This window comes from Neptunomonas japonica DSM 18939, from assembly GCF_000422765.1.
Lineage (GTDB): Bacteria > Pseudomonadota > Gammaproteobacteria > Pseudomonadales > Balneatricaceae > Neptunomonas > Neptunomonas japonica.
Genome location: NZ_AUGR01000009.1, coordinates 169,284 through 188,607 on the forward strand (window position 1 = coordinate 169,284; position 19,324 = coordinate 188,607).

At 42.1% G+C, this 19,324-nt stretch carries 20 protein-coding genes; 4 read left to right on the forward strand and 16 right to left on the reverse strand.

The genetic code is table 11. The features are described 5' to 3' along the window. Window positions 1-48: 48 nt before the first annotated feature. Window positions 49-969 carry a LysR family transcriptional regulator gene (locus G511_RS0107580; RefSeq protein WP_028469107.1) on the reverse strand — a complete coding sequence of 307 codons (921 nt, stop codon included), beginning with the start codon at window positions 967-969 and terminating at the stop codon, window positions 49-51. 134 nt (window positions 970-1,103) lie between these two features. On the opposite strand from G511_RS0107580, the gene G511_RS0107585 reads away from it, so the two are divergent. Then, the gene (locus G511_RS0107585) at window positions 1,104-2,033 is read left to right on the forward strand and encodes an NADP-dependent oxidoreductase (protein ID WP_028469108.1); all 930 of its coding nucleotides are present in this window, start codon (window positions 1,104-1,106) and stop codon (window positions 2,031-2,033) included. 136 nt (window positions 2,034-2,169) lie between these two features. Here the strand turns inward: G511_RS0107585 and G511_RS22120 are convergent, their stop codons facing one another. The 8 genes from G511_RS22120 to G511_RS0107625 form a co-directional block, all read right to left on the reverse strand. Further along, window positions 2,170-2,550, reverse strand: coding sequence for a LysE family translocator (locus G511_RS22120; RefSeq protein ID WP_051221697.1), 381 nt, complete (start codon window positions 2,548-2,550; stop codon window positions 2,170-2,172). Window positions 2,551-2,557: 7 nt separating this feature from the next. Beyond that, entirely contained in the window at window positions 2,558-3,244 is a 687-nt protein-coding gene (locus tag G511_RS0107595) for a glutathione S-transferase (RefSeq protein ID WP_211224875.1), read from the reverse strand. Window positions 3,245-3,256: 12 nt separating this feature from the next. Next, complete coding sequence (locus tag G511_RS0107600; protein WP_028469110.1) at window positions 3,257-5,506, reverse strand: peptidase U32 family protein; 2,250 nt, start codon at window positions 5,504-5,506, stop codon at window positions 3,257-3,259. Window positions 5,507-5,723: 217 nt separating this feature from the next. Beyond that, window positions 5,724-6,014 carry a hypothetical protein gene (locus tag G511_RS0107605; RefSeq protein ID WP_028469111.1) on the reverse strand — a complete coding sequence of 97 codons (291 nt, stop codon included), beginning with the start codon at window positions 6,012-6,014 and terminating at the stop codon, window positions 5,724-5,726. Between the two features lie 85 nt (window positions 6,015-6,099). Beyond that, window positions 6,100-6,831, reverse strand: coding sequence for a ceramidase domain-containing protein (locus G511_RS0107610; protein ID WP_028469112.1), 732 nt, complete (start codon window positions 6,829-6,831; stop codon window positions 6,100-6,102). Between the two features lie 26 nt (window positions 6,832-6,857). Further along, window positions 6,858-7,742: an alpha/beta fold hydrolase gene (locus G511_RS0107615; protein WP_028469113.1), complete on the reverse strand. Its 885-nt coding sequence runs from the start codon at window positions 7,740-7,742 to the stop codon at window positions 6,858-6,860. 170 nt (window positions 7,743-7,912) lie between these two features. After that, a complete protein-coding gene (locus tag G511_RS0107620; protein WP_028469114.1) occupies window positions 7,913-8,284 on the reverse strand; it encodes a hypothetical protein in 372 nt (123 codons plus the stop codon). Between the two features lie 21 nt (window positions 8,285-8,305). Then, a complete protein-coding gene (locus tag G511_RS0107625) occupies window positions 8,306-8,641 on the reverse strand; it encodes a monooxygenase (RefSeq protein WP_028469115.1) in 336 nt (111 codons plus the stop codon). A 148-nt stretch (window positions 8,642-8,789) separates the two neighbouring features. Between G511_RS0107625 and G511_RS0107630 the strand changes: the two genes are divergently transcribed. Further along, entirely contained in the window at window positions 8,790-9,671 is an 882-nt protein-coding gene (locus G511_RS0107630; protein WP_028469116.1) for a LysR family transcriptional regulator, read from the forward strand. A 13-nt stretch (window positions 9,672-9,684) separates the two neighbouring features. Here the strand turns inward: G511_RS0107630 and bluB are convergent, their stop codons facing one another. From bluB to G511_RS0107645, 3 genes are all read right to left on the reverse strand, one after another. Next, on the reverse strand, window positions 9,685-10,335 hold the full coding sequence (gene bluB, locus G511_RS0107635) for a 5,6-dimethylbenzimidazole synthase (RefSeq protein ID WP_028469117.1): 651 nt from the start codon (window positions 10,333-10,335) through the stop codon (window positions 9,685-9,687). Window positions 10,336-10,475: 140 nt separating this feature from the next. Further along, on the reverse strand, window positions 10,476-10,832 hold the full coding sequence (locus tag G511_RS0107640) for a VOC family protein (protein WP_028469118.1): 357 nt from the start codon (window positions 10,830-10,832) through the stop codon (window positions 10,476-10,478). A gap of 32 nt (window positions 10,833-10,864) precedes the next feature. Then, window positions 10,865-11,584: an NAD(P)-dependent oxidoreductase gene (locus tag G511_RS0107645; RefSeq protein WP_028469119.1), complete on the reverse strand. Its 720-nt coding sequence runs from the start codon at window positions 11,582-11,584 to the stop codon at window positions 10,865-10,867. 98 nt (window positions 11,585-11,682) lie between these two features. On the opposite strand from G511_RS0107645, the gene G511_RS0107650 reads away from it, so the two are divergent. Next, window positions 11,683-12,585 (forward strand): LysR family transcriptional regulator, encoded by a 903-nt coding sequence (locus tag G511_RS0107650; RefSeq protein WP_028469120.1) that lies wholly within the window; start codon window positions 11,683-11,685, stop codon window positions 12,583-12,585. Window positions 12,586-12,750: 165 nt separating this feature from the next. Here the strand turns inward: G511_RS0107650 and G511_RS0107655 are convergent, their stop codons facing one another. The 3 genes from G511_RS0107655 to G511_RS0107665 all read right to left on the reverse strand — a co-directional run bounded on the left by G511_RS0107655 (window position 12,751) and on the right by G511_RS0107665 (window position 16,361). After that, window positions 12,751-13,170: a group II truncated hemoglobin gene (locus G511_RS0107655; protein ID WP_028469121.1), complete on the reverse strand. Its 420-nt coding sequence runs from the start codon at window positions 13,168-13,170 to the stop codon at window positions 12,751-12,753. A gap of 114 nt (window positions 13,171-13,284) precedes the next feature. Continuing rightward, window positions 13,285-14,061, reverse strand: coding sequence for a TSCPD domain-containing protein (locus G511_RS0107660; protein WP_028469122.1), 777 nt, complete (start codon window positions 14,059-14,061; stop codon window positions 13,285-13,287). A 122-nt stretch (window positions 14,062-14,183) separates the two neighbouring features. Further along, window positions 14,184-16,361: an adenosylcobalamin-dependent ribonucleoside-diphosphate reductase gene (locus G511_RS0107665; RefSeq protein ID WP_028469123.1), complete on the reverse strand. Its 2,178-nt coding sequence runs from the start codon at window positions 16,359-16,361 to the stop codon at window positions 14,184-14,186. Window positions 16,362-16,681: 320 nt separating this feature from the next. Between G511_RS0107665 and G511_RS22125 the strand changes: the two genes are divergently transcribed. After that, the gene (locus G511_RS22125; RefSeq protein ID WP_084629036.1) at window positions 16,682-18,319 is read left to right on the forward strand and encodes an ATP-binding protein; all 1,638 of its coding nucleotides are present in this window, start codon (window positions 16,682-16,684) and stop codon (window positions 18,317-18,319) included. Here the strand turns inward: G511_RS22125 and G511_RS0107680 are convergent. Then, on the reverse strand, window positions 18,270-19,250 hold the full coding sequence (locus G511_RS0107680) for a TAXI family TRAP transporter solute-binding subunit (RefSeq protein ID WP_051221699.1): 981 nt from the start codon (window positions 19,248-19,250) through the stop codon (window positions 18,270-18,272). The two genes, G511_RS22125 and G511_RS0107680, sit on opposite strands and share 50 nt — an antisense overlap. Window positions 19,251-19,324 lie beyond the last annotated feature (74 nt).

Sequence of the window (19,324 nt, forward strand, 5' to 3'; positions counted from 1 at the left end):
AATTATTGAAGGCTGACATATTAAAATACTATTATTCTTTGGAGAAGACTAGCTATTGGCTTCTCCATAACTAATGCTCAGTTCTGATATTAGCTCACCCAATACGCCTCTTAGCCATTCTAACCCTACATCTCGATCGTTACGAGTGTGCCACGCTATGGATATAGACGCTGGTGGGATTGCTAGCGGTACAGGTTTTACAATGACCTCTCCCCTTATGGCTGCATTTGCAATAACTGGGTAAGGCAAAACAGTAATCAAATTTGATCCACGTATTATTTCTACAGCACCAGAGAAACTGTTAACGGTCATCGCTATACGCCGCTGCAAACCTTGTTTCTCTAACTCAGAGTCAACGATACCTTTTGCATCCCCCGATAAGGATACAAATAGATGGTCGTGGCTAATAAAGCGACCGAGCGTTAACACAGAGCTAGCTAACTCATGCTCAGGACGCATTAAACAAACAAAGTGGTTATCAAGTATCCACTTACTATGAATCAAAGGGCTTGAGCCTGGGTAGTAATCTAATACTAAGTCTACATCCGCATCGAGCAAGAGCTGCTCTCCATCCGCTTTATAGGGCACTGCATGTATATCGATACCAGGAGCATGCTTTTCGATATGTTTGCGTAGAGGAAGCCATAACATGCCTGTCATACCGTCCGTTAATGCAATTCTAAATTGCCGTTTCGCATAAAGAGGAACAAAGTGAGCGGGAGTAACTGCTTGCTGAATTTCAGCAAGTGGTGGTGATACTTGTTGCCACAGTTTTTCGGCATAAGGTGTGGGGCGTACTCCACGGCCGTGTTTAACAAAGAGCGGATCTTTCCAATAATGGCGCATTCTAGCGATAGCATTCGACACCGAAGGCTGAGTCATAGATAAACGCTCAGCGGCTGCAGTAACAGACTGCTCAGTCATAATCGCATCAAACATTACAATTAAGTTTAAATCGGTTTTAGACATAATTGCTTCCCGTTCATTCTTTTTAAATCATCATATAAATCAATGAATAACATATTAACTATAAATTAGAAAGAATGAATAAATTCTGTGAAACTTTATCTCAACATTTAATAACTCATTAAGAGATAAGCATCATGAAAGCAGCATTTATTACTCAATATGGTAGCGACGCAAAAGTTACGCTAGGCGATCTTCCTACGCCTGCCTATTCATCTACTCAAGTGTTAATCAAAGTAAGCGCTGCAGGTGTTAACCCTGTTGATTTTCATGTCCGCAACGGCATGCTGTCTAATTCAAATACTCATACCCTTCCATTGATTTTAGGTTGGGATGCTGCCGGCATAATTGCTCATGTAGGTGACGATGTTGATCATCTAAAGGTAGGTGACGAAGTGTTTGTCTTTTCTCCTATTGATCAACAAGGTACATACGCTGAGTTTTTGGCTGTTGATGCCAACTTGGTAGCTATAAAACCAACCGCGTTAAGTATGACTGAAAGCGCTGGTGTGCCGTTGGCAGCGCTGACAGCACTGCAAGGACTTATGGCTGGGCAGCTCAAAAAAGACCAAAGCGTTCTGATTTTAGGTGGCTCTGGGGGGGTGGGTGGTTTTGCGATTCAAATTGCCAAATCCATTGGGGCTCATATAATCACTACCGCTTCAGCTAAAAATGAGGAATATGTTAAGAGCTTAGGTGCTGATGAGGTTATCGACTATAAAAGCGTAGAGTTTGATGATGTTGTAAAAAATATTGATGTGGTTTTTGTCACAACCAATGGTAATGATGTAGTAGCGCGATCGCTACAGATCACTAAAAAAGGAGGTTACGTAGTATCAACACTAGATGATATTGATAGCAGTGTTGCTGAGGCGTCTGCTGTGAACTTCAGCCGTATGTGGGTCCAACCTAATAGCAGCCATTTAGAGGAAATTTGCGAATTGATTGATAATAAAAAAATCATAGTGAAAATTGACTCAGTTTACCCCTTGGTTGAGGCAAACGATGCAGTACTCAAAAGCGAGAGTAACCGAGCCGTAGGTAAAATTATTATAAACATGGAATAAAAGGCTACTGATTTATATATAACAATTTTCCACGCCATAAAGAGTGGCGCTCTAAAGCTCGCTCTTTCTCTTATTAGCGCATAATTTTCAGACTTAATGAGTAACCACTCTAACTAAGCCCTATACAGGCATGTATTTAATGTTCTGAAAATGCCAGCCTAGTACCCTGCATGGCAAAACTGGCTGAAAAAGTGCGTTGGATATACTTCATAGCTTCAGGTGAGCTAACCACATATCGACTGACTTTATTTGCTAGCAATCCATACCCAATAAAGACCAATAACGTTAATGCCATAAACACTCCACCTAGTAATAGCATACCGAGTAATGGGGTGTTTGTATTTTGTGGGATAAATTGAGGTAGAAATGCTAAAAAGAACAGTGATAGTTTTGGGTTTAAAATATTAATTAAAAAACCTTTAATACTAACCTTCAGCATACTCTCTGTACGCTTACTATCATCTAATGCAAAAGCCCCTGCACCCTTCCACATATTCCATGCTAGTTGTGCTGACATAAATATGTCATCCGCCAAATAAAGACTCTTCGTGATTATCTAACCATAGCGGATGCTTGAACATGGCTTGTGCATATAGCCTACCTTGTAGATGGCTGTTGAGCCAGCGCTGTAAATGCGTATAAGGGCCTTGCAAATAGAGTTGCCGATTCACTTTGGAAAACTGCCGAACAAAAGGAAGTAACGCATAATCAAGCAAGCTGGGCGTGTCTCCCATTAAGAACTTGTGTCGACTTAAGCGCCGCTCTAGCACCTGAACAAAAGGCTCACATGCTAAGCGATACTGCTCTTGCGTATCTTCATGAAAACGCTTGGCGTGTTTGTACAGCTCTAAGCTTGGCTTAAATTGCTTGTCGTTTTCTTCAATGATTTTTAGCATCTCAGGCAGTGCTAATTCATTGTTAGAATAGAGTAAATCGTGCGGATCGTTTCGATTAAGTGCCCATAACATGATATCTAAACTTTCATCGATAATGCTTTGATTATTATGGTTTAATTCTAAGCTATCTTTACTGTTTTTGAGCACTAAAACAGGCACGGTGCCTTTTGGTGAGACTGCTAGCATCTCTGCAGGTTTATTCTTCATCACAATAGGCCGTAGCCTAACAGACTGTTGCGCTAATAATATCGCCAACCTTGCACGCATCGCGTATGGGCAGTTTTGTAATGAGTACAAAATTGGCAGTGTCATCATTTATTAAATGCCTCACAAGCCTTGGCTGTATTGAGCATTAGTAGATACAGTAATCATATTGCTCAACTGTTGCTGGGCTAGCTCATCACCTTTTAAGAAGTTATCAAAATGCGTTACCAATTGCGCTTTGTCTTGCTCTGCTTTTGAGCCTGCACCAATGTTAGTGAGATCAATAAAGAATTCATCGAATAGGTCAGCAAGGTCATTTACAACGTCGAAGTTCAAGAACTGCTCATCGTTGTAAATGCTTGGGTAGCCGCCCTTCTGTTTATCAATAGCGAAAGAAACACCTTTAACATTAGTAATGGTGGTCGCTTTCTCGCACTTGAGCATACAGCCATCTTCGATACTTGGTTTTTTACAGCCCACGGTTTGCTGGAAGAAACACTGGCGGCTGGTCATCATCAGGATTGGGTGATAAATACTGTAGAGCATTTTGAAGTTATCCGGACGTGCAATATTCTTAATTTGCATGCGGTTAATTTCATTCGAGATAAATGCTCCCGCGCAGTTTAACTCTTCTTTAAATGTTAACAATGCGTAGGAATTGGTCGTATTCAAAAACGGCCCCGCAATCCACTCGATATCCATCTCAAACGCTTTGTACGCCACGCCTGTATTGTTACTAACGATACGCGCCGGACGAATTTCTTCAAGTAGCCTTACTGATTCGTCGTAATCTTTACCGATTAACACGGCAGGGAACCACGGGATCAGGTGCGGGTTGCGCTTAAAAATATCAATATGTTTATTACAGTCTTTTTTCCAGCTTTCGGGTAGCTTGAAATATACATCAGCAGTTGTCAGGTCGCACAGGTGAAGGTCTTTTTCATCAGCAATTAAGATCGACATAGTCGGCTTACCGGGTGCTTTTTTGTGCTTCTCTAATGGTGCTACTTCGACCTGAGGAATAATTTTTACGGAATTATTTAGTAATAAGGCAGCTTGGTTTTTGAGCTCAGTAAGCTCTTTAAACGGCAGACTAAGCGCTTCGCCTAACCCATCACAATCAAAAGACTCAACCGTATAATCACTAATTGCGAAGTTTTTAAAGCGCTTTTCTAGCGCCGCTTGGTCAATAGTTAGCTTTGTTGCTGGGCTAAGTGATGATGTGGTTTGTAGCGTATAGACCTTGTCATTATCGCCAATAATCATGGTTAAGCATAAAGGCTCATCCAACTTACCAGAAAAGGCCAGCGCTAAAGGTTGCTTAGCAATGCTAAGGTATTTTATTTTATCGGCAAGCTCTACCCCAAGATCATTTCTCTGAGCATATAGCTCTTCTCTTGCTTCCTGGACCTGTACCACAGAAATAGCATTACTTTTTTCAACCGCATGGTGAACACTGTAATCACGTGGATTGTCGATAAACATATCCTTAGTGAGATTGCCCTTTAAGAACGAATTCGTAAAGTCGCGGTTAAATACACGGTGTAAGTTAGAATCATCAGCTAACAGCTTTCCTGTTTCAACAAACTGATCAACCTGCTTACGCCACGTATCAACGACGGTATAAACATAGTGAGCACCTTTGATGCGCCCTTCTATTTTCAATGAATCCACTTGCGCATCGACTAATTGTGGCAAATCAAAATAAGCAGAGTTATCTTTCAGATTAAGTGGGAAGCGATTACCAGCAGCCGTTATCTCATATTCATCACGACATGCTTGGCTGCAGCGTCCACGGTTACCCGAGTTACCCACGCTCACCGAGCTGGAATAACACTGGCCAGAAAAGGCAATGCATAATGAGCCATGTACGAACACTTCTGTCAGTACATCGTGTTCATGTGCTAGCGCCGTTAGTGATTTGATTTCAGGTAGGTTTAGCTCGCGTGATAAGTTAACGCGTGATGCACCGATTTTTGCCAAGAATAGAATTTGGCCTTCGTTATGCGTAGTTACCTGCGTTGATGCGTGGATATCAAGCGTTGGGAAGTGTTTCTTAACGAGATTAAAAACACCTAAGTCCTGCACAATGATGCCGTCGATACCGGAATTCACTAGCTTATTAAGTAGCTTGATCATCCCAGGGATTTCGTGTTCAAGAATGACGACATTTAAGGTCAAAAACACTTCGCAATCGTATTTGTGCGCTAAACGTAAGATGCCGGTTAAGTCTTCATAAGATAGATTGGTGGCACGGTTACGAGCGTTGAAGGTATCCAAACCGCAATAAACGGCATTGGCGCCTGCAATAACAGCGGCTTTAATGGCTTCAACATCCCCACCGGGTGCTAATAATTCAATCTTTCTACTCATTGTGGCGAACTCACTTTATTCTGGATACTTACGTACAGGCGGGTTTAACGCGGAATTTTAACGGGAACGAATGAGTAATGCTATTGATAACCCATTTATACGAAATGTCATGTTTTTAGTGTGGTTAAGCAGAGTTGATAAGCGGTGCTATCTCATCAACTCGATTTAGTAATTATCTTATTGTTTAAGCTATTTTTTTAACTATCTATACCTAAACCTATAGAAGCCCTAACTCATCAAAAGTTTTATTGAAATCTCTTAGTTGATCGTCACCACGGTCGTATTCCGCTTGCCACAGTACGTCTTTATAATCTGTTCTTGCAAGCTGTATGCTGTTCTTCAGTGAAGTGATATTACCTTTGGATAGGTAAATAATAGAGCGAATCATTTTGTCACTGATGCGCCAATTAGTGGCAGCGTATAAGGCTTCAATCTCATCTTTAGCAAAAGGCATTTCTGATCCAAAATCCAGTGCCAATTTTTGTTGAATATCTATTGCGATTTCCATCATCTAAACCTAGTTATGTAACGCTTTGATTAAGTAATACGGATAGTTTACAGAATTTACTATGTGCCACCTACCCGCAACATTATCACTCACCTTTTGTGGGATTCGCATAAACAACACACCCAGTAGCCAATGCTGCTGCAACATGCTTAATAGCATGTCCACCCATAAACCCTGTAGCTGACAGTATTTCTGCATCAAAGTGTTCAAGCGCTTTAGCGATAAAGTACAGGCACAGCGTTGCGACTAGCAGCTTATTATTAAGATAGCGCTGAGGAAACATGATAAGAATGAGCGGTATTAAGGCTATTGGCAAAAACTGCACTAACGCGTAAGGGCGAAGGTCTCCCTGCCCTATGGATTCAGACCAAGCCCAATACAATACCGATGCTACACCTACTGCGATAAGCCACCATAATAAATGCGGTTGTGGCTTTTTGTTTACTCGCTCATTTATCAAGAGAGAGATTAGCGCCATAAAAGTCACTGTCATTGGGAGCCTATCCCAAAACAAAGTTTGGTTTGTCGGTTCATAGTGATAATAAGAGGAGCCTAAGCTCACCAAAATGGTTCCTACGCATATCAGTAAATAGCCTTGGCTACTTTCTTTGTGTAGTAGCTGCGGGTAACGGTACAGCCCAAGAATTCCAACTAACAGAAAAGGTAAGTTAGAGGCAACATTCCAAAAATGATTAATGCCCGCAATCTGCTGCGAGTCTGCAAACAGATGATAATGTGGGTCTTGAGGAATAGGCCCTACAAGAGCAAGCACACTAACGGCAATAACAGAGATAAGTGCCAGTATTGTGTAGCGCATATTATGAGATAACCTTTGCGCTTTTATCATTGTGAGCCACCAAAAAACCTAAGCAGCTCAGTGGTAACTTGTTCAGGGGCCTCTTCTGGTAGAAAGTGGCCGCACTCGATACCTCTACCTTCAACCTGCACTGCTCTATCACGCCATACACCCAGCACATCATAATGACGATGCACAAACCCTTTTGTACCCCACAAGACCAACAGCGGGCACGGAACTTTATTCTCTAAATCAGCTTCGTCATGCTGCAAGTCGATAGTCGCAGCAGCGCGGTAATCTTCACAACTGGCATGAATAGACTCTGGAGAACTAAAACAACGTATGTATTCGGCCATTGCCTCACTATCAAATACGGCATCTGGGGCACTCCAGCGTTCCATTTTTTCAGTTAGATAGTAAGCAGGATCAGCACCAATCATATGCTCAGGAAGCCCATTAGGCTGAATAAGAAAAAACCAATGATAGTAGCCTGTCGCAAAAGCCTGATTAGTATTTGTAAACATATGATGAGTCGGGGCGATATCCATCACACATGCCTTTTTAACTTTAAGAGGATGATCGAGCGCCATCCGATGTGCCACTCTGGCTCCGCGGTCATGGCCTGCTACAAAAAATTCCTGATAACCCAAAGCGTCCATCACCTCGACCATATCTTGAGCCATCACGCGTTTTGAATAAGGGAAATGGTCATCAGCACTTGGCGGCTTTTCGCTGTCACCGTAGCCACGTAAATCAGGACAGATCACATGGAAGTTATTCATCAGCTGTGTAGCCACCTCTTTCCAGATGACGTGGGTTTGAGGATAACCATGTAAAAGAAGCAATGGAGCCCCTGAGCCGCCTTGTACGAGATTTATTTCAGCTGAGGCCGTTTGTACGCGCGTTTTGGTAAACCCTTTTCCAAATATCATCTATATTGATCCCTTAATCAGTGCATCACTGACTTTAGGCTAATTCTTCCACGTTTATAATTCCAACCATTTGAAAGGAAAATTATTAAATAGGTTTTGTACCTTCGGCCTAGAAACAGGAGTGCCAGCTCCCTTAACTCGTGAATCTATTTCACAGATTTCCCATTCACCTACTGCTTTTTAAACTGCAAATAACTCATTATCGAAAGCAAAGTAAAAAATGCCGGGTCGCTCCAACCAAAACCAGTAAAGATGCCTGTTATGCCTGCATACAAAGTAACAACAACACCCAATAGATTGGAGATGAGTAGTGCAATGAACAACTTTTTAGCTAATTTTCCTACTTCGATATCTCTTAGTTGGTAACTTATTACGCCAATCCCACCTAGAAAAATACTGGTATGTTGCGATAAGAAAAAAGCATACTGATCATTCAACTCCACACCGTAGATTGGCCATACCGTTTGTGGCATAAAAAACAGAACTAAAGCAAATACTACATAGATTGCACTATGTATGGTTAGAAACGTTTTGTTGTTCATTATCTTCTCCTTGGTCAAGCCTTAAGTTACTGGGTCTTTATTGATAAGGCTTTTATTAATCGGGCCTTTGTTAATACTTGATAAAGAAACATTTATATCAAAGATTTTCCCTCTTACCTTTTGTACTCCCATCTCTTTCAAGCGTGCGGTATGCATTGCTAAATAAGCACTGGCAGCACTTTTATCTTCAAAAAGATAGATACCACCGCCTAATTTGTCTTGCTCACTTTCAGTCCAAATTTTCCAAATAATACCAGGCTCATTGTTAATCGACTCTGCCAAGTTAGTAAGCATTCCTGCCATTTCCTCGCCAAACGGGCCAGTGTAATCAAAATCTACTTGCAGTAATGTGTTCATCGTCTTCTCCAATTATTTCATCTATTCCAAAGTTGACTAAGCAAGCCATATGTTTTGCCTTTGCACTTGGGTATATGCGTTATAATATCTGGATAAAATAAACATAAAAGTTTATAAATTTGCGCTTTACTGTGAGTAAAATAGACACATGAGACTTAAAACAACGTTAGAGCAATGGTTAACTTTATTTGAAATAGATAAAGCCGGCAGTATTCAAGCAGCAGCAACGCAGATGAATAAAAGCCATACCACGTTGATTTATGCGATAAAAAAGCTAGAGGATCAGCTTGATGTTGCCCTCGTAAGAGTTGAAGGGCGTCGAGCTGTGCTGACTGACGATGGAAAGTCATTGTTGCGCAGAGCGAAGTCTATGATTGAACAAGCTAAAGTACTTGAAGAGATCAGTACCCAGTTATCTCAAGGGTGTGAGTCGGAGTTAGTTGTTGCTATTGATCACTTGTGTGACCGAAAGTGGCTATACGAGCCTTTGGCTAAATTCCTTGATCAAAACAATACGACATCCATTCAAATTGTTGAGACCTCTCTCTCGAAAACAACACGTATGGTGGTGGAGGAAAACGCGGACATTTCGATTATTAACCTCCCTATCACTAACCACCCTTGTGAAGCCTTTGGCATTGTTAGTATGTTGCCTGTGGCGGTTAGCACTCACCCATTAGCGAGCAAGCTAGAGCCTTGTTTGGCTGATCTGGCTATGGATAGACAAATTGTAGTGAGAGATTTGGGGGAGTCTGACAATAGAGATGTAGGTTGGTTAAAATCAAACCAGCGGGTAACCGTAGATAATTTTGATCATGCTTGGCAAGCGACCAAACAAGGGTTAGGTTACTGTCGTTTACCAATGCACGTTATTGAAAGTCATAACGACCCTGAAATGCTCATTCTTAATGTTGAGCACTCAAGCTGCTATCAGGTTCCGTTGCATTTAACCTTGCCTAAGGGCGCAAAAACCGGGCCTGCGGCTAAGCGCTTATATGAGTTGTTACTAGCATCAATAAACGAGAGGTAACTTGCTCGTTGCATTACGCTTTATTCGTCCACTTTTCTTTATGGATAAGTTGATTAATGTCGCCTCTTGGCAACCAGCCAAACTCTTCTAATTCAGGTTTATCATTAAAATTTGAAACATAACCTAAGCATAAATAGGCAATTATCTCTATATTGTCTGGTATACCTAATGTTTCTCTCAATACATCATCATGAATAATACTTACCCAGCCTAAGCCTATATTCTCGGCTCTTGCCGCTAACCACATATTTTGAATAGCACATACCGTGCTATATAGGTCCATTTCAGGTTTGATTGTTCGGCCTATGACGACAGGTCCATTCCGTTCTCTATCACAAGTAACACATACGCCTAACGGTGCTTCAAGGATACCTTCTAACTTTAAGCTTTGGTATTCACCTCTTTTTTCGTCGGAAAACTTCTGAGCCGATTCAAGACTGGCTGATTCGTAGCCTTTTTTTAGCGCGTTTTTTGTTTGATCTTCAGTGACCAAGATAAAATCCCAAGGTTGCATAAAACCAACGCTTGGAGCATGATGCCCGGCCTTGAGGATCCGTTCTAATACATCATTAGGAATAGGCGTAGAGATAAAGTCTTTGCGTACATCTCTACGAGAAAATATCACTTTATATAGAGCATCTCTTTCAGCATCATTAATCTTCATATTCGCCCGTTTTTATCAATTCATACACGCTTATATTCCTTGCCTAGCTTAATTTAGCTGGAAACGTTATTTGAATCTTGGATTATGATTTTTCGATATTATGCGCCAGACAGTACATTACTTGGGCTTGTTATGCACTGCTACTCGAACAAGCATATTTTGTTTTTATCTAGGTCTCTTACATAAGCAGAAAACCTCCCTGAGCGTATGCCCGGCTTGCCCTCATTGATACCACCTATTTCTAGAGCTTTGCGGTATAAGCGCTCAACCTCAGATGATGAGCCAAGGTTGAATCCAACCATTGTTCCGTTTCCAAAAGTTGCTTCTTCACCATCAAATGGCTCTGCAACAGCAAACATGAAACCTTGTCCTGCCCATAACGTCATACGCCCTTGTGCATGCACTTTATTGATTTCATCTCCTTCAAATAGTGCATCGTAAAACTGAACAGATTTTTCCATATCATTAGTGCCGAAGACGACGTAATTCATTTTCATATTTTTGTTTCCGTATGCTTACATGTACATATTTAAGTATTGTAAATTACAGGCATTTGGCGCTTCCATTTATTCCATGTTCCGCTATTTGTTACCAATTCAGACATGAAGTGAGCTACGTTGATTCGGCTTGTTTTGCCGGCATCAAAAATAGCGCTGCGAATGGGAGATGCATAGGCATTATATTCTGTGACTGATTCTTGCTCGATGAGGCTGTCGGGACGAACAGCAACCCACTCAATCAACTTTTGATTATCGTCAAAGCTCAGTTGTAAATACTCTGCTGCAAGCTCGTTGTCGGCATGTGGGGGCAACAAAAACCTTATCAAGCCAACGATGAAAGATTGTGCAGCCGATACCTTTTCACCCGCTCGCGTATTCTGGTTTCCGCTGGTGTTCATTAAGATAAATTTTACGTGAACAGCTGGTGCTGTTTTCTCAATGGCACTGCATAAACGTTGAACTGCATCAGTGACTAAGCGCCTTGGGTGACCAAACATGCCTTTAAGGGTTAAGTTGTGACCAAGGCACGAAACTACAGCGCTGCATCCTTGAACTTGTTCTAATAGCTCTGTATCGGTCATATCCAATAGGCTGAACTCAGTAATCATTAGCCGATCATTTTGTTTTAAGGTATCTGGCAAATTATCAGCGCAACGAACGATGATTTTAACCTGCTCACCTCGAGCTAATAACTCCTCAACCAACAACCGACCGGTTGCCCCACTGGCCCCAACAACGAGAGTAGTCATAGGGTGTTCTCCGCATATTTATTCATTGGAAGCAAACTATACCTATACAAAAATAGAATATATATTGCAGGTTCTGAATAATTGGTATGCATATTCGTATGAACTGGAACGCTGTTAATTTTGATTGGAACCACACTCGTGCATTCTTGGTGACGGCAGAAGAAGGCACTTTATCTGCTGCAGCAAAGGCTTTAGGTTTAACACAACCTACATTGAGCCGCCAAGTGTCGGCACTTGAGTCTGATCTGGGTATCACGTTATTTGAGCGGGTTGGACAGCGGCTCGTTTTAACTGATAGCGGAATGGAGCTATTAGAACATGCACGCTTAATGGCCGATGCAGCCCTGCAGTTTTCACTAGCAGCCACAGGGCAATCTCAACAGATTGAAGGTTCTGTCATTGTTTCTGCCGGAGAGTTGGATGCAGCATTTCGATTACCAAAGATTATCGCAAAATTACGCCGAGAAGAACCGGGTATTAATATAGAAGTGATTGTGACGAATGCCGCGAGTGATCTAAAACGGCGAGAGGCAGACATTGCTATTCGCAATTTTCGCCCGACGCAAAATGATTTAATCGCTAAAAAGCTCGGTGAAGAAGTTGGTTGGCTCTATGGGACAAAGGATTATTTAGAACAGTTACCACAATTTACGGATTTTTCTGAGCTCAAAGATATCCAGATTATTGGTTTTGATCGAAGTAACTTGGTGTCGAACGTGCTCAATCAGCAGGGTTGGCAACTCTCTAAACATAATTTCAAGCTCATCACTTCATTCCAGTTATTACAACTTGAGCTTTGCAAAGAAGGAATGGGGCTTATTTTTTTCCCCGAGCACTTGGGGGATAATGACCCAAGTTTAATTCGTGCATTTGAACACATGGGACCTGTAATACGACTACCCGTTTGGTTAGTATGCCATCAGGAGTTAAGAACCAGTCTTAGGGTTCGCCGAGTTTTTGATTTTATAGCTAATGAGTTTAGTCAGTTTTTAGATCAATGAGTGAGTTAGTTAACCTGCTAAAACCCTGCTTCTGCCATACGTACCTTCGTATTAAGGCTTAATAAAGCATTCTTAGAAGTAATGCTCATCCAAGAACGCCTTTTGACAGTATAGCTAATACATAATATGGCAAGCACGGCACGGTATATACTTGCTTTTCCTTAGCTAAATATTTCTCGCACAAACTGCTCTGATTCGTTCTGCTGGCACACGTAGCTGCGTGATTAAATACACTTTAAATGATTCTTCATACGGTTGTACGTCTATGGCTTTTTGCATGCAGTGTAGCCATGCTTCACTTTCTGCTTCACCTACGGGTAGATGTTTATGTGATGCAGGAATGCTCATGCCGCCAAAGTGTTGTGAGTAGAGCCTTGGACCACCGAGCCAACCTGATAAAAAGTAAGCCAGTTTTGTTCTTGATTCAGTTAAGTCGCTTGGGTGCATATCCCGAATTTTCTTAGATTCTGCGAATTCACTCATATTATCGTAAAAGTCATCAACCAACTGGGTTAGCCCTGGAAGCTCCCCTGCCGCTTTATAAGAGTTATCATTTACTCCGTATTCATTATTGCTTGTATTCATAAATATTACCGTGGCTTGTTCAATATCTGAGTTAACTTCTGCCAGTGCATAATATCCACCAGCAGAACTCAGTGCTACTGATTAGCTAAAAAGCTATACAAAAATATGGAGTGTTTAAGAGCACTTACTGTCACCACAACTTAGGCAGGTATAACAACCATCCATTAATATAGCGGCTTTTGTGTGGCACTTATTACATAGCTTAGCGTTAGCAGGGAAACCACCGTTATCATCATTCACTGCGCTATTATTAACAGGACTATTACTAACGAGTTCTTTCTGTGTGGCGCTCCTTCGGTCAAACTCAGCACGCTTCTCATCAAGAATTTTTTGCTGGTGCGGGTTTATTGATTGATCTTTAATTAAGCCGATCATTTTTAGGTGATTCTCTATCGATTCGCCTATCTCAGCGACTAATGAGGGCATAAACTTACCGCCTTTTTTGAAGTAACCACCTTTGGGGTCGAATACCGCTTTTAGCTCTTCAACCATAAAGGTGACATCGCCGCCTTTACGAAATACAGCTGAAATGACTCGTGTAAGCGCCACCACCCACATGAAGTGATCCATGTTCTTGGAGTTGATAAATATTTCGTACGGATGACGTTGTTCGTGCGGAGTATCTTGATTGAGTACGATATCGTTTATGGTGATGTACAGCGCATGCTCCGACATCGGGGTTTTTATCTTATAGGTTGAGCCCATAAGAAAGTCGGGGCGGCTTAGGTTCTCATGTACTGTTTCTAGGCACGGCTCAGCCTTCTTCTCTGGATTATGTTCTACTGCCTTTATAGCAGCCTGTGCTTCCGCGGTATCTTGTGTGGTAATGACTTTATAACTAACGATAGCTTGGTCAATTTTAATGACCGTTTTCTGTTCTATTGATGGCATTTAACTATCCTCTAGGCTGATTACTTTTGGAAATTTTTTTGTAAGGTAGTCGCTGATTTTTATTTGCATGCGTATAGTTTCTACATTAGATTAGCTATTTAAGTATTTGATATAATAGGTATTTAAAATTTACCGTAGTAGCCTTCTTTTAGTGCATCAAATAGATTGGCCGCTGTGTGCAGCTCCCCATCGTATTCAACCTCATCATTACCTTTTAATTCTACGGTGCTGCCATCAGCCAGCGTAAACTCATATAGGGTATTTTCTAGGTCTTGTTCTTTTACTAATACACCTTGAAAAGCTTCAGGGTTAAAACGAAAAGTAGTGCAACCTTTTAGCCCTTGCTCATACGCATGAAGATAAATATCTTTGAACTCATCATAAGGGTATTCGGTGGGCACATTGGCAGTTTTAGATATGGAGGAGTCTATCCATTTTTGAGCGGCCGCTTGTATATCGACATGTTGCTTTGGATGAATATCATCAGCACAGATGAAATAGTCAGGAAGTTGCTGCTCTGTGTTATCACTGTAAGGCATGGCCTCTACATTAATCAGATGGCGATACGCTAGAAGCTCATAAGAGAACACATCTACTTTCTCTTTAGATTTTTTCCCTTGGCGAATAATATTTCGTGAGTAGTGATGCGCAAAGCTCGGCTCAATCCCATTACTGGCGTTGTTACCTATTGAGAGTGCAATGGTTCCTGTTGGTGCGATTGAGCTATGGTGGGTAAACCGGCAGCCATGCTCTGCTAATTGCTTAACTAGCTCAGGTTCACATTTAGCTATCTTTTGCATATAGCGGCTATAACGGGCGTGAAGCACTCTACCGGCAACTGAATCCCCTGCTTTATAACCATCATCTAGCATCTCGGGGCGTTTGCGTAGCATCTCGCCCGTGACTTCGAACTGCTCTTCCATGATGGGCGCTGCGCCCTTCTCTTTTGCCAAATCAAGGCCTGCTCGCCAGCCAGTAATGGCTAATTCTTTGGTCACTTGTTCGGTAAAGGTAACGGATGCTGCATCACCGTACTTCATTTTAAGCATAGTAATAGTAGAACCGAGCCCCAGATAGCCCATACCATGGCGGCGCTTATGATTAATTTCATGACGCTGCTCTGCTAACGGTAGCCCGTTGATCTCTACAACGTTATCCAGCATACGGGTAAAAATGATAACCGTGCTTTTAAAACTATCCCAATCAAAGCGAGCCTGGCTAGTAAATGGATCTAGTACGAATTTGGTAAGATTGATAGAACCTAGCAAACAACTACCGTAAGGCGGTAGTGGCTGTTCTCCGCAGGGGTTAGTCGCACGGATATTTTCACAGAACCAATTGTTATTTTGTTCATTAACCTTGTCGATTAAAATAAAGCCGGGTTCGGCAAAGTCGTATGTGGAACTCATAATGGCGTTCCATAGGTGTGTTGCTCTTACTGTTTTATTAATTTTACAGGCCACCAGCCCTTCGCTATTAGTGATATAACCTTGTTGAATCGGCCACTCTCGCCACAAAATCTTCTGTGTATCATCAAGGCTGATGTTGTCTCGTTGTTGTTCTTTTTCAGTCATTGGAAACGCCAGCGGCCAGTCATTATCTGCATTGACGGCATGCATAAACTGGTCGGTAATAAGTAATGACAGGTTGAACTGCCGTAAGCGCGCATCTTCGCGTTTGGCTTTAATAAATTCCAGCACATCAGGATGGCCCACATCAAAAGTTGCCATCTGGGCACCGCGCCGACCACCCGCTGAGGATACGGTAAAACACATACGATCAAATATATCCATAAAGGACAAAGGCCCAGAGGTATAAGCCCCAGCACCTGAGACAAAGGCATCTTTAGGTCGCAAGGTAGAGAACTCATAACCAATGCCACAACCTGCTTTTAAAGTGAGCCCTGCTTCATGGTTCTTACCTAGGATGTCATCCATAGAATCGTAGATCGTACCGGAGACGGTGCAGTTTATTGTTGAAGTAGCAGGCTTGTGCTGTTGCGCTCCAGCGTTGGAAATAACCCGGCCTGCGGGAACAGCGCCATGGCGTAATGCCCATAAGAATTGCTTATACCAATGTGATTGGCTTTTCTCATCACTCTCTACAGCTGCCAGAGCTTGAGCAACACGAATAAAGGAATCATCAATGCAGTTGTCAAGCATTACGCCTTGCTTCGATTTTAAACAATACTTGGTATCCCAAATATCAAGAGATGTATCTTGCAGGGTGATTTCTGTTGCCGCTAGCTCTGAGGTATTTAATGGGTTCTCGAGTACGGTGTTTTCTAACGATGCTGCCATGCGTTTTTCCTCTGATATAAAAAGCACCTATATAGACAAGAATAGATGATAGATGCATACAAATAACTATATGTTGATATTAATATTATTAAAAACACTATATGTAGTATTTGATTTGTATCAAGAAGAAAAAACAATCCACCTAGTAAATAATGATTTCAACAATATATCGGTGAAATCATTCGTGTTTCTGTGGGTGAATGAAGTAAATGAAAATCATGTTTGTATACTTTCATCTATACAAAGTGAATGAATAGGGTTTCGTCTGGCGTTTGTGCGGTTATGATAAGCAGATCATTCGTCTTTAAAGATTTATTACTATGCGACTGTTGCAACGCTTCCGTCAGCTCCGCCATCAAAAACCACTCGGGACACGCTTGCTTGCGGCTATCTTGCTGTATAGCTCTGCTATTACGTTAATTGCTACCGGTACACAGCTATGGCTAGACTACCGTTACGAATTATCTGCCATTGATGAGCGTTTATTGCAGATCGAAGCCAGCTCTAGAAATAGCCTTGCAAACAGTTTGTGGGAAATTAGCCCTGCACAGATCCAAGTACAACTTGATGGATTGTTGCAACTTCCCGATGTGCGCTATTTAGAGATTAACTCATCGTTTAATGATTTTTATGTGGCGGGAAGTAAGCCAACTACCGGGGCTATTGTCGAGCGCCACTATGAACTTGAGCATCATGATGCAGACAGAGGGTCTATCTCCGTTGGTGAGCTTACTCTGATTCTTAGCCTTGAAGAGGTTTATCGACGCTTAGCAGATAAAGTACTCGTTATATTGGCATCACAGGGAATCAAGACGTTTCTTGTCTCCATTTTTATCCTTACCTTATTTCACCAGCTCATAACTCAGCATTTAGGTAGTATGGCAGCTTATGCACGTCGTCTTAAGCTAGACCACCTAGGCACTCCGCTTGACCTTAAACGCAACAGTAAGCATCAGGATGATGAGTTAAGCCAAGTTGTTGATGCAATGAACAGCATGCGCCGCTCTATGCTGCACGATATGAGTAAGCGAGAAGATGCAGAGCGCTCATTGGCTAAGCTCAATACAGAGCTGGAACAACGTGTTGTTGATCGCACCAAAGAGCTAGAAGAGCGAAACCAAGAATTACACGATACATTAGAAACATTACGATCAACGCAGCAGCAACTGGTTGAGTCTGAGAAGCTAGCAGCACTGGGTGGTTTAGTTGCCGGTGTTGCTCATGAGATTAACACGCCCATTGGCATTGGCTTTACCGCAGCCTCGTTCCTCGCCGATCAAGCCAACTTATACCAACAACATTCACCCAATGATCCCTTAGCCAACACTGCCGTAGAGAGTAGCCGTTTAATCTGCCAAAACTTAGAGCGTGCAGCGCAGTTGATTAATGCATTTAAGCTGGTATCTGTAGACCAATCAAGTGAGCAGTGCCGGCGCTTTGATTTGATCCAGTATCTTGATGAGGTGCTTTTATCGCTCAACCCACGTCTTAAGCAGTGCAAACCTGACGTTGTTATTACTGGTCCTAAGCATCTCATGATTGATAGCTACCCCGGCTGTTACTATCAGGTGCTCACTAACATGATTCTGAATTCGTTGATTCATGGCTTTGAGGATCGCCTAGGTGGCGTTATTACGATTGATGTTAAAGCAGATGAAGATAACCTGATTATTGATTATCGTGATAACGGCGTGGGTATTCCTAAAGACTGGCAATACAAGGTATTTGAACCATTCATGACCACAAAGCGTAATGAAGGCTGTAGTGGCTTAGGGATGCATATCGCTTTTAATTTGGTAAGTCAGTTACTGCAAGGGCATATTTACTGTTTAGCCGACACATCAGGTGCTCACTTTCGCTTGGAGCTGCCTATGGCGTTAGTGCAAAAGCCCGTTTCTGATACATCGGTTACTCTAGCTGGGCCTGTGATAGCGGCTGCACTTCCCGAAAATACTTAGCAGCACCTGGGTGAAGTGGTAGAGGCATCGCCGAAGGTGCCATCATTTGCTCTGGATTGAGCAGACGAAAAGCAGGATGGAGCTTTTTAAAATTTTCAAACTGCTCAAACAGTGATTTAACTACGGCATAGGCAACATCGTCCGGAAGGTCAGCACGAGCAAATAAGCTGGCGTTGACTCCCACTGTTAACACATCAGGAACATCTTCTGAATAAATATTCCCTGAAACACTCATTTCTCTATAGTGCGGATTTTGTCGTATAAGTGTGTTTCTGTCTTGTTTTGATAAACCAATTAATTGGCTTTGACAGTCTCTTAGTGCTTCTTTGATCGTGCCACTAGGATGGCCCACTACGTAGAGAGTTGCATCAATGCGGTTGTCACACAGTGCAGTTGCTTGCTCAGCAGGTGCGAGTTCAGTGACTTCTTTAAAGTCACTCTGCTGTAAACCATGAGCCTTCATTAATAATTCAATGGTGTAACGCTGGCTAGTACCGAGTTTACCAATATTGATGCGTTTATTTTTAAGGTCTTCAAAGCGTTGAATGCCAGCATCCGACCTTACCAATATCGATATGTATTCAGGGTATAGGCTAGTGAGTAGCCGTAAAGGTATTTTAGACTGAGCAGAAGCGCTTTTATAAGCATTATAGAGCTGCCCTGCTTCTGCAATTCCCATATCCAACTCATGATTAGCCACTTGAACAAGATTGGTAACAGAGCCTAATGTACTGCGTACTGCACAACGGATGCCATGCGTTTGGCGTGTTTGGTTAATGAGCCTGCATAACGCACCACCCGTCGGATAATAGAGACCTGTTACTCCTCCCGTTCCTAGTGTGATGACTTGGTTTTCAGCGTAAGCAGGTACAATGCTCAGAATAAAACTGAGCAATAAACAACGCTTAATATACTGCAGCTGATGTATCATTATTATTCTCAAGAGCCGACAAATTTTGATCAAAGAGTGTAGCAGAAGCAATGCTTTAGCAGTACCTAAAGCAA

Bases quoted from the DNA above. Each gene is read 5' to 3' on its own strand.
- G511_RS0107580 (WP_028469107.1), bottom strand. From the start codon at position 969: ATGTCTAAAACCGATTTAAACTTAATTGTAATGTTTGATGCGATTATG.
- G511_RS0107585 (WP_028469108.1), top strand. From the start codon at position 1,104: ATGAAAGCAGCATTTATTACTCAATATGGTAGCGACGCAAAAGTTACG.
- G511_RS22120 (WP_051221697.1), bottom strand. From the start codon at position 2,550: ATGTCAGCACAACTAGCATGGAATATGTGGAAGGGTGCAGGGGCTTTT.
- G511_RS0107595 (WP_211224875.1), bottom strand. From the start codon at position 3,244: ATGATGACACTGCCAATTTTGTACTCATTACAAAACTGCCCATACGCG.
- G511_RS0107600 (WP_028469110.1), bottom strand. From the start codon at position 5,506: ATGAGTAGAAAGATTGAATTATTAGCACCCGGTGGGGATGTTGAAGCC.
- G511_RS0107605 (WP_028469111.1), bottom strand. From the start codon at position 6,014: ATGGAAATCGCAATAGATATTCAACAAAAATTGGCACTGGATTTTGGA.
- G511_RS0107610 (WP_028469112.1), bottom strand. From the start codon at position 6,831: ATGCGCTACACAATACTGGCACTTATCTCTGTTATTGCCGTTAGTGTG.
- G511_RS0107615 (WP_028469113.1), bottom strand. From the start codon at position 7,742: ATGATATTTGGAAAAGGGTTTACCAAAACGCGCGTACAAACGGCCTCA.
- G511_RS0107620 (WP_028469114.1), bottom strand. From the start codon at position 8,284: ATGAACAACAAAACGTTTCTAACCATACATAGTGCAATCTATGTAGTA.
- G511_RS0107625 (WP_028469115.1), bottom strand. From the start codon at position 8,641: ATGAACACATTACTGCAAGTAGATTTTGATTACACTGGCCCGTTTGGC.
- G511_RS0107630 (WP_028469116.1), top strand. From the start codon at position 8,790: ATGAGACTTAAAACAACGTTAGAGCAATGGTTAACTTTATTTGAAATA.
- bluB (WP_028469117.1), bottom strand. From the start codon at position 10,335: ATGAAGATTAATGATGCTGAAAGAGATGCTCTATATAAAGTGATATTT.
- G511_RS0107640 (WP_028469118.1), bottom strand. From the start codon at position 10,832: ATGAAAATGAATTACGTCGTCTTCGGCACTAATGATATGGAAAAATCT.
- G511_RS0107645 (WP_028469119.1), bottom strand. From the start codon at position 11,584: ATGACTACTCTCGTTGTTGGGGCCAGTGGGGCAACCGGTCGGTTGTTG.
- G511_RS0107650 (WP_028469120.1), top strand. From the start codon at position 11,683: ATGAACTGGAACGCTGTTAATTTTGATTGGAACCACACTCGTGCATTC.
- G511_RS0107655 (WP_028469121.1), bottom strand. From the start codon at position 13,170: ATGAATACAAGCAATAATGAATACGGAGTAAATGATAACTCTTATAAA.
- G511_RS0107660 (WP_028469122.1), bottom strand. From the start codon at position 14,061: ATGCCATCAATAGAACAGAAAACGGTCATTAAAATTGACCAAGCTATC.
- G511_RS0107665 (WP_028469123.1), bottom strand. From the start codon at position 16,361: ATGGCAGCATCGTTAGAAAACACCGTACTCGAGAACCCATTAAATACC.
- G511_RS22125 (WP_084629036.1), top strand. From the start codon at position 16,682: ATGCGACTGTTGCAACGCTTCCGTCAGCTCCGCCATCAAAAACCACTC.
- G511_RS0107680 (WP_051221699.1), bottom strand. From the start codon at position 19,250: ATGATACATCAGCTGCAGTATATTAAGCGTTGTTTATTGCTCAGTTTT.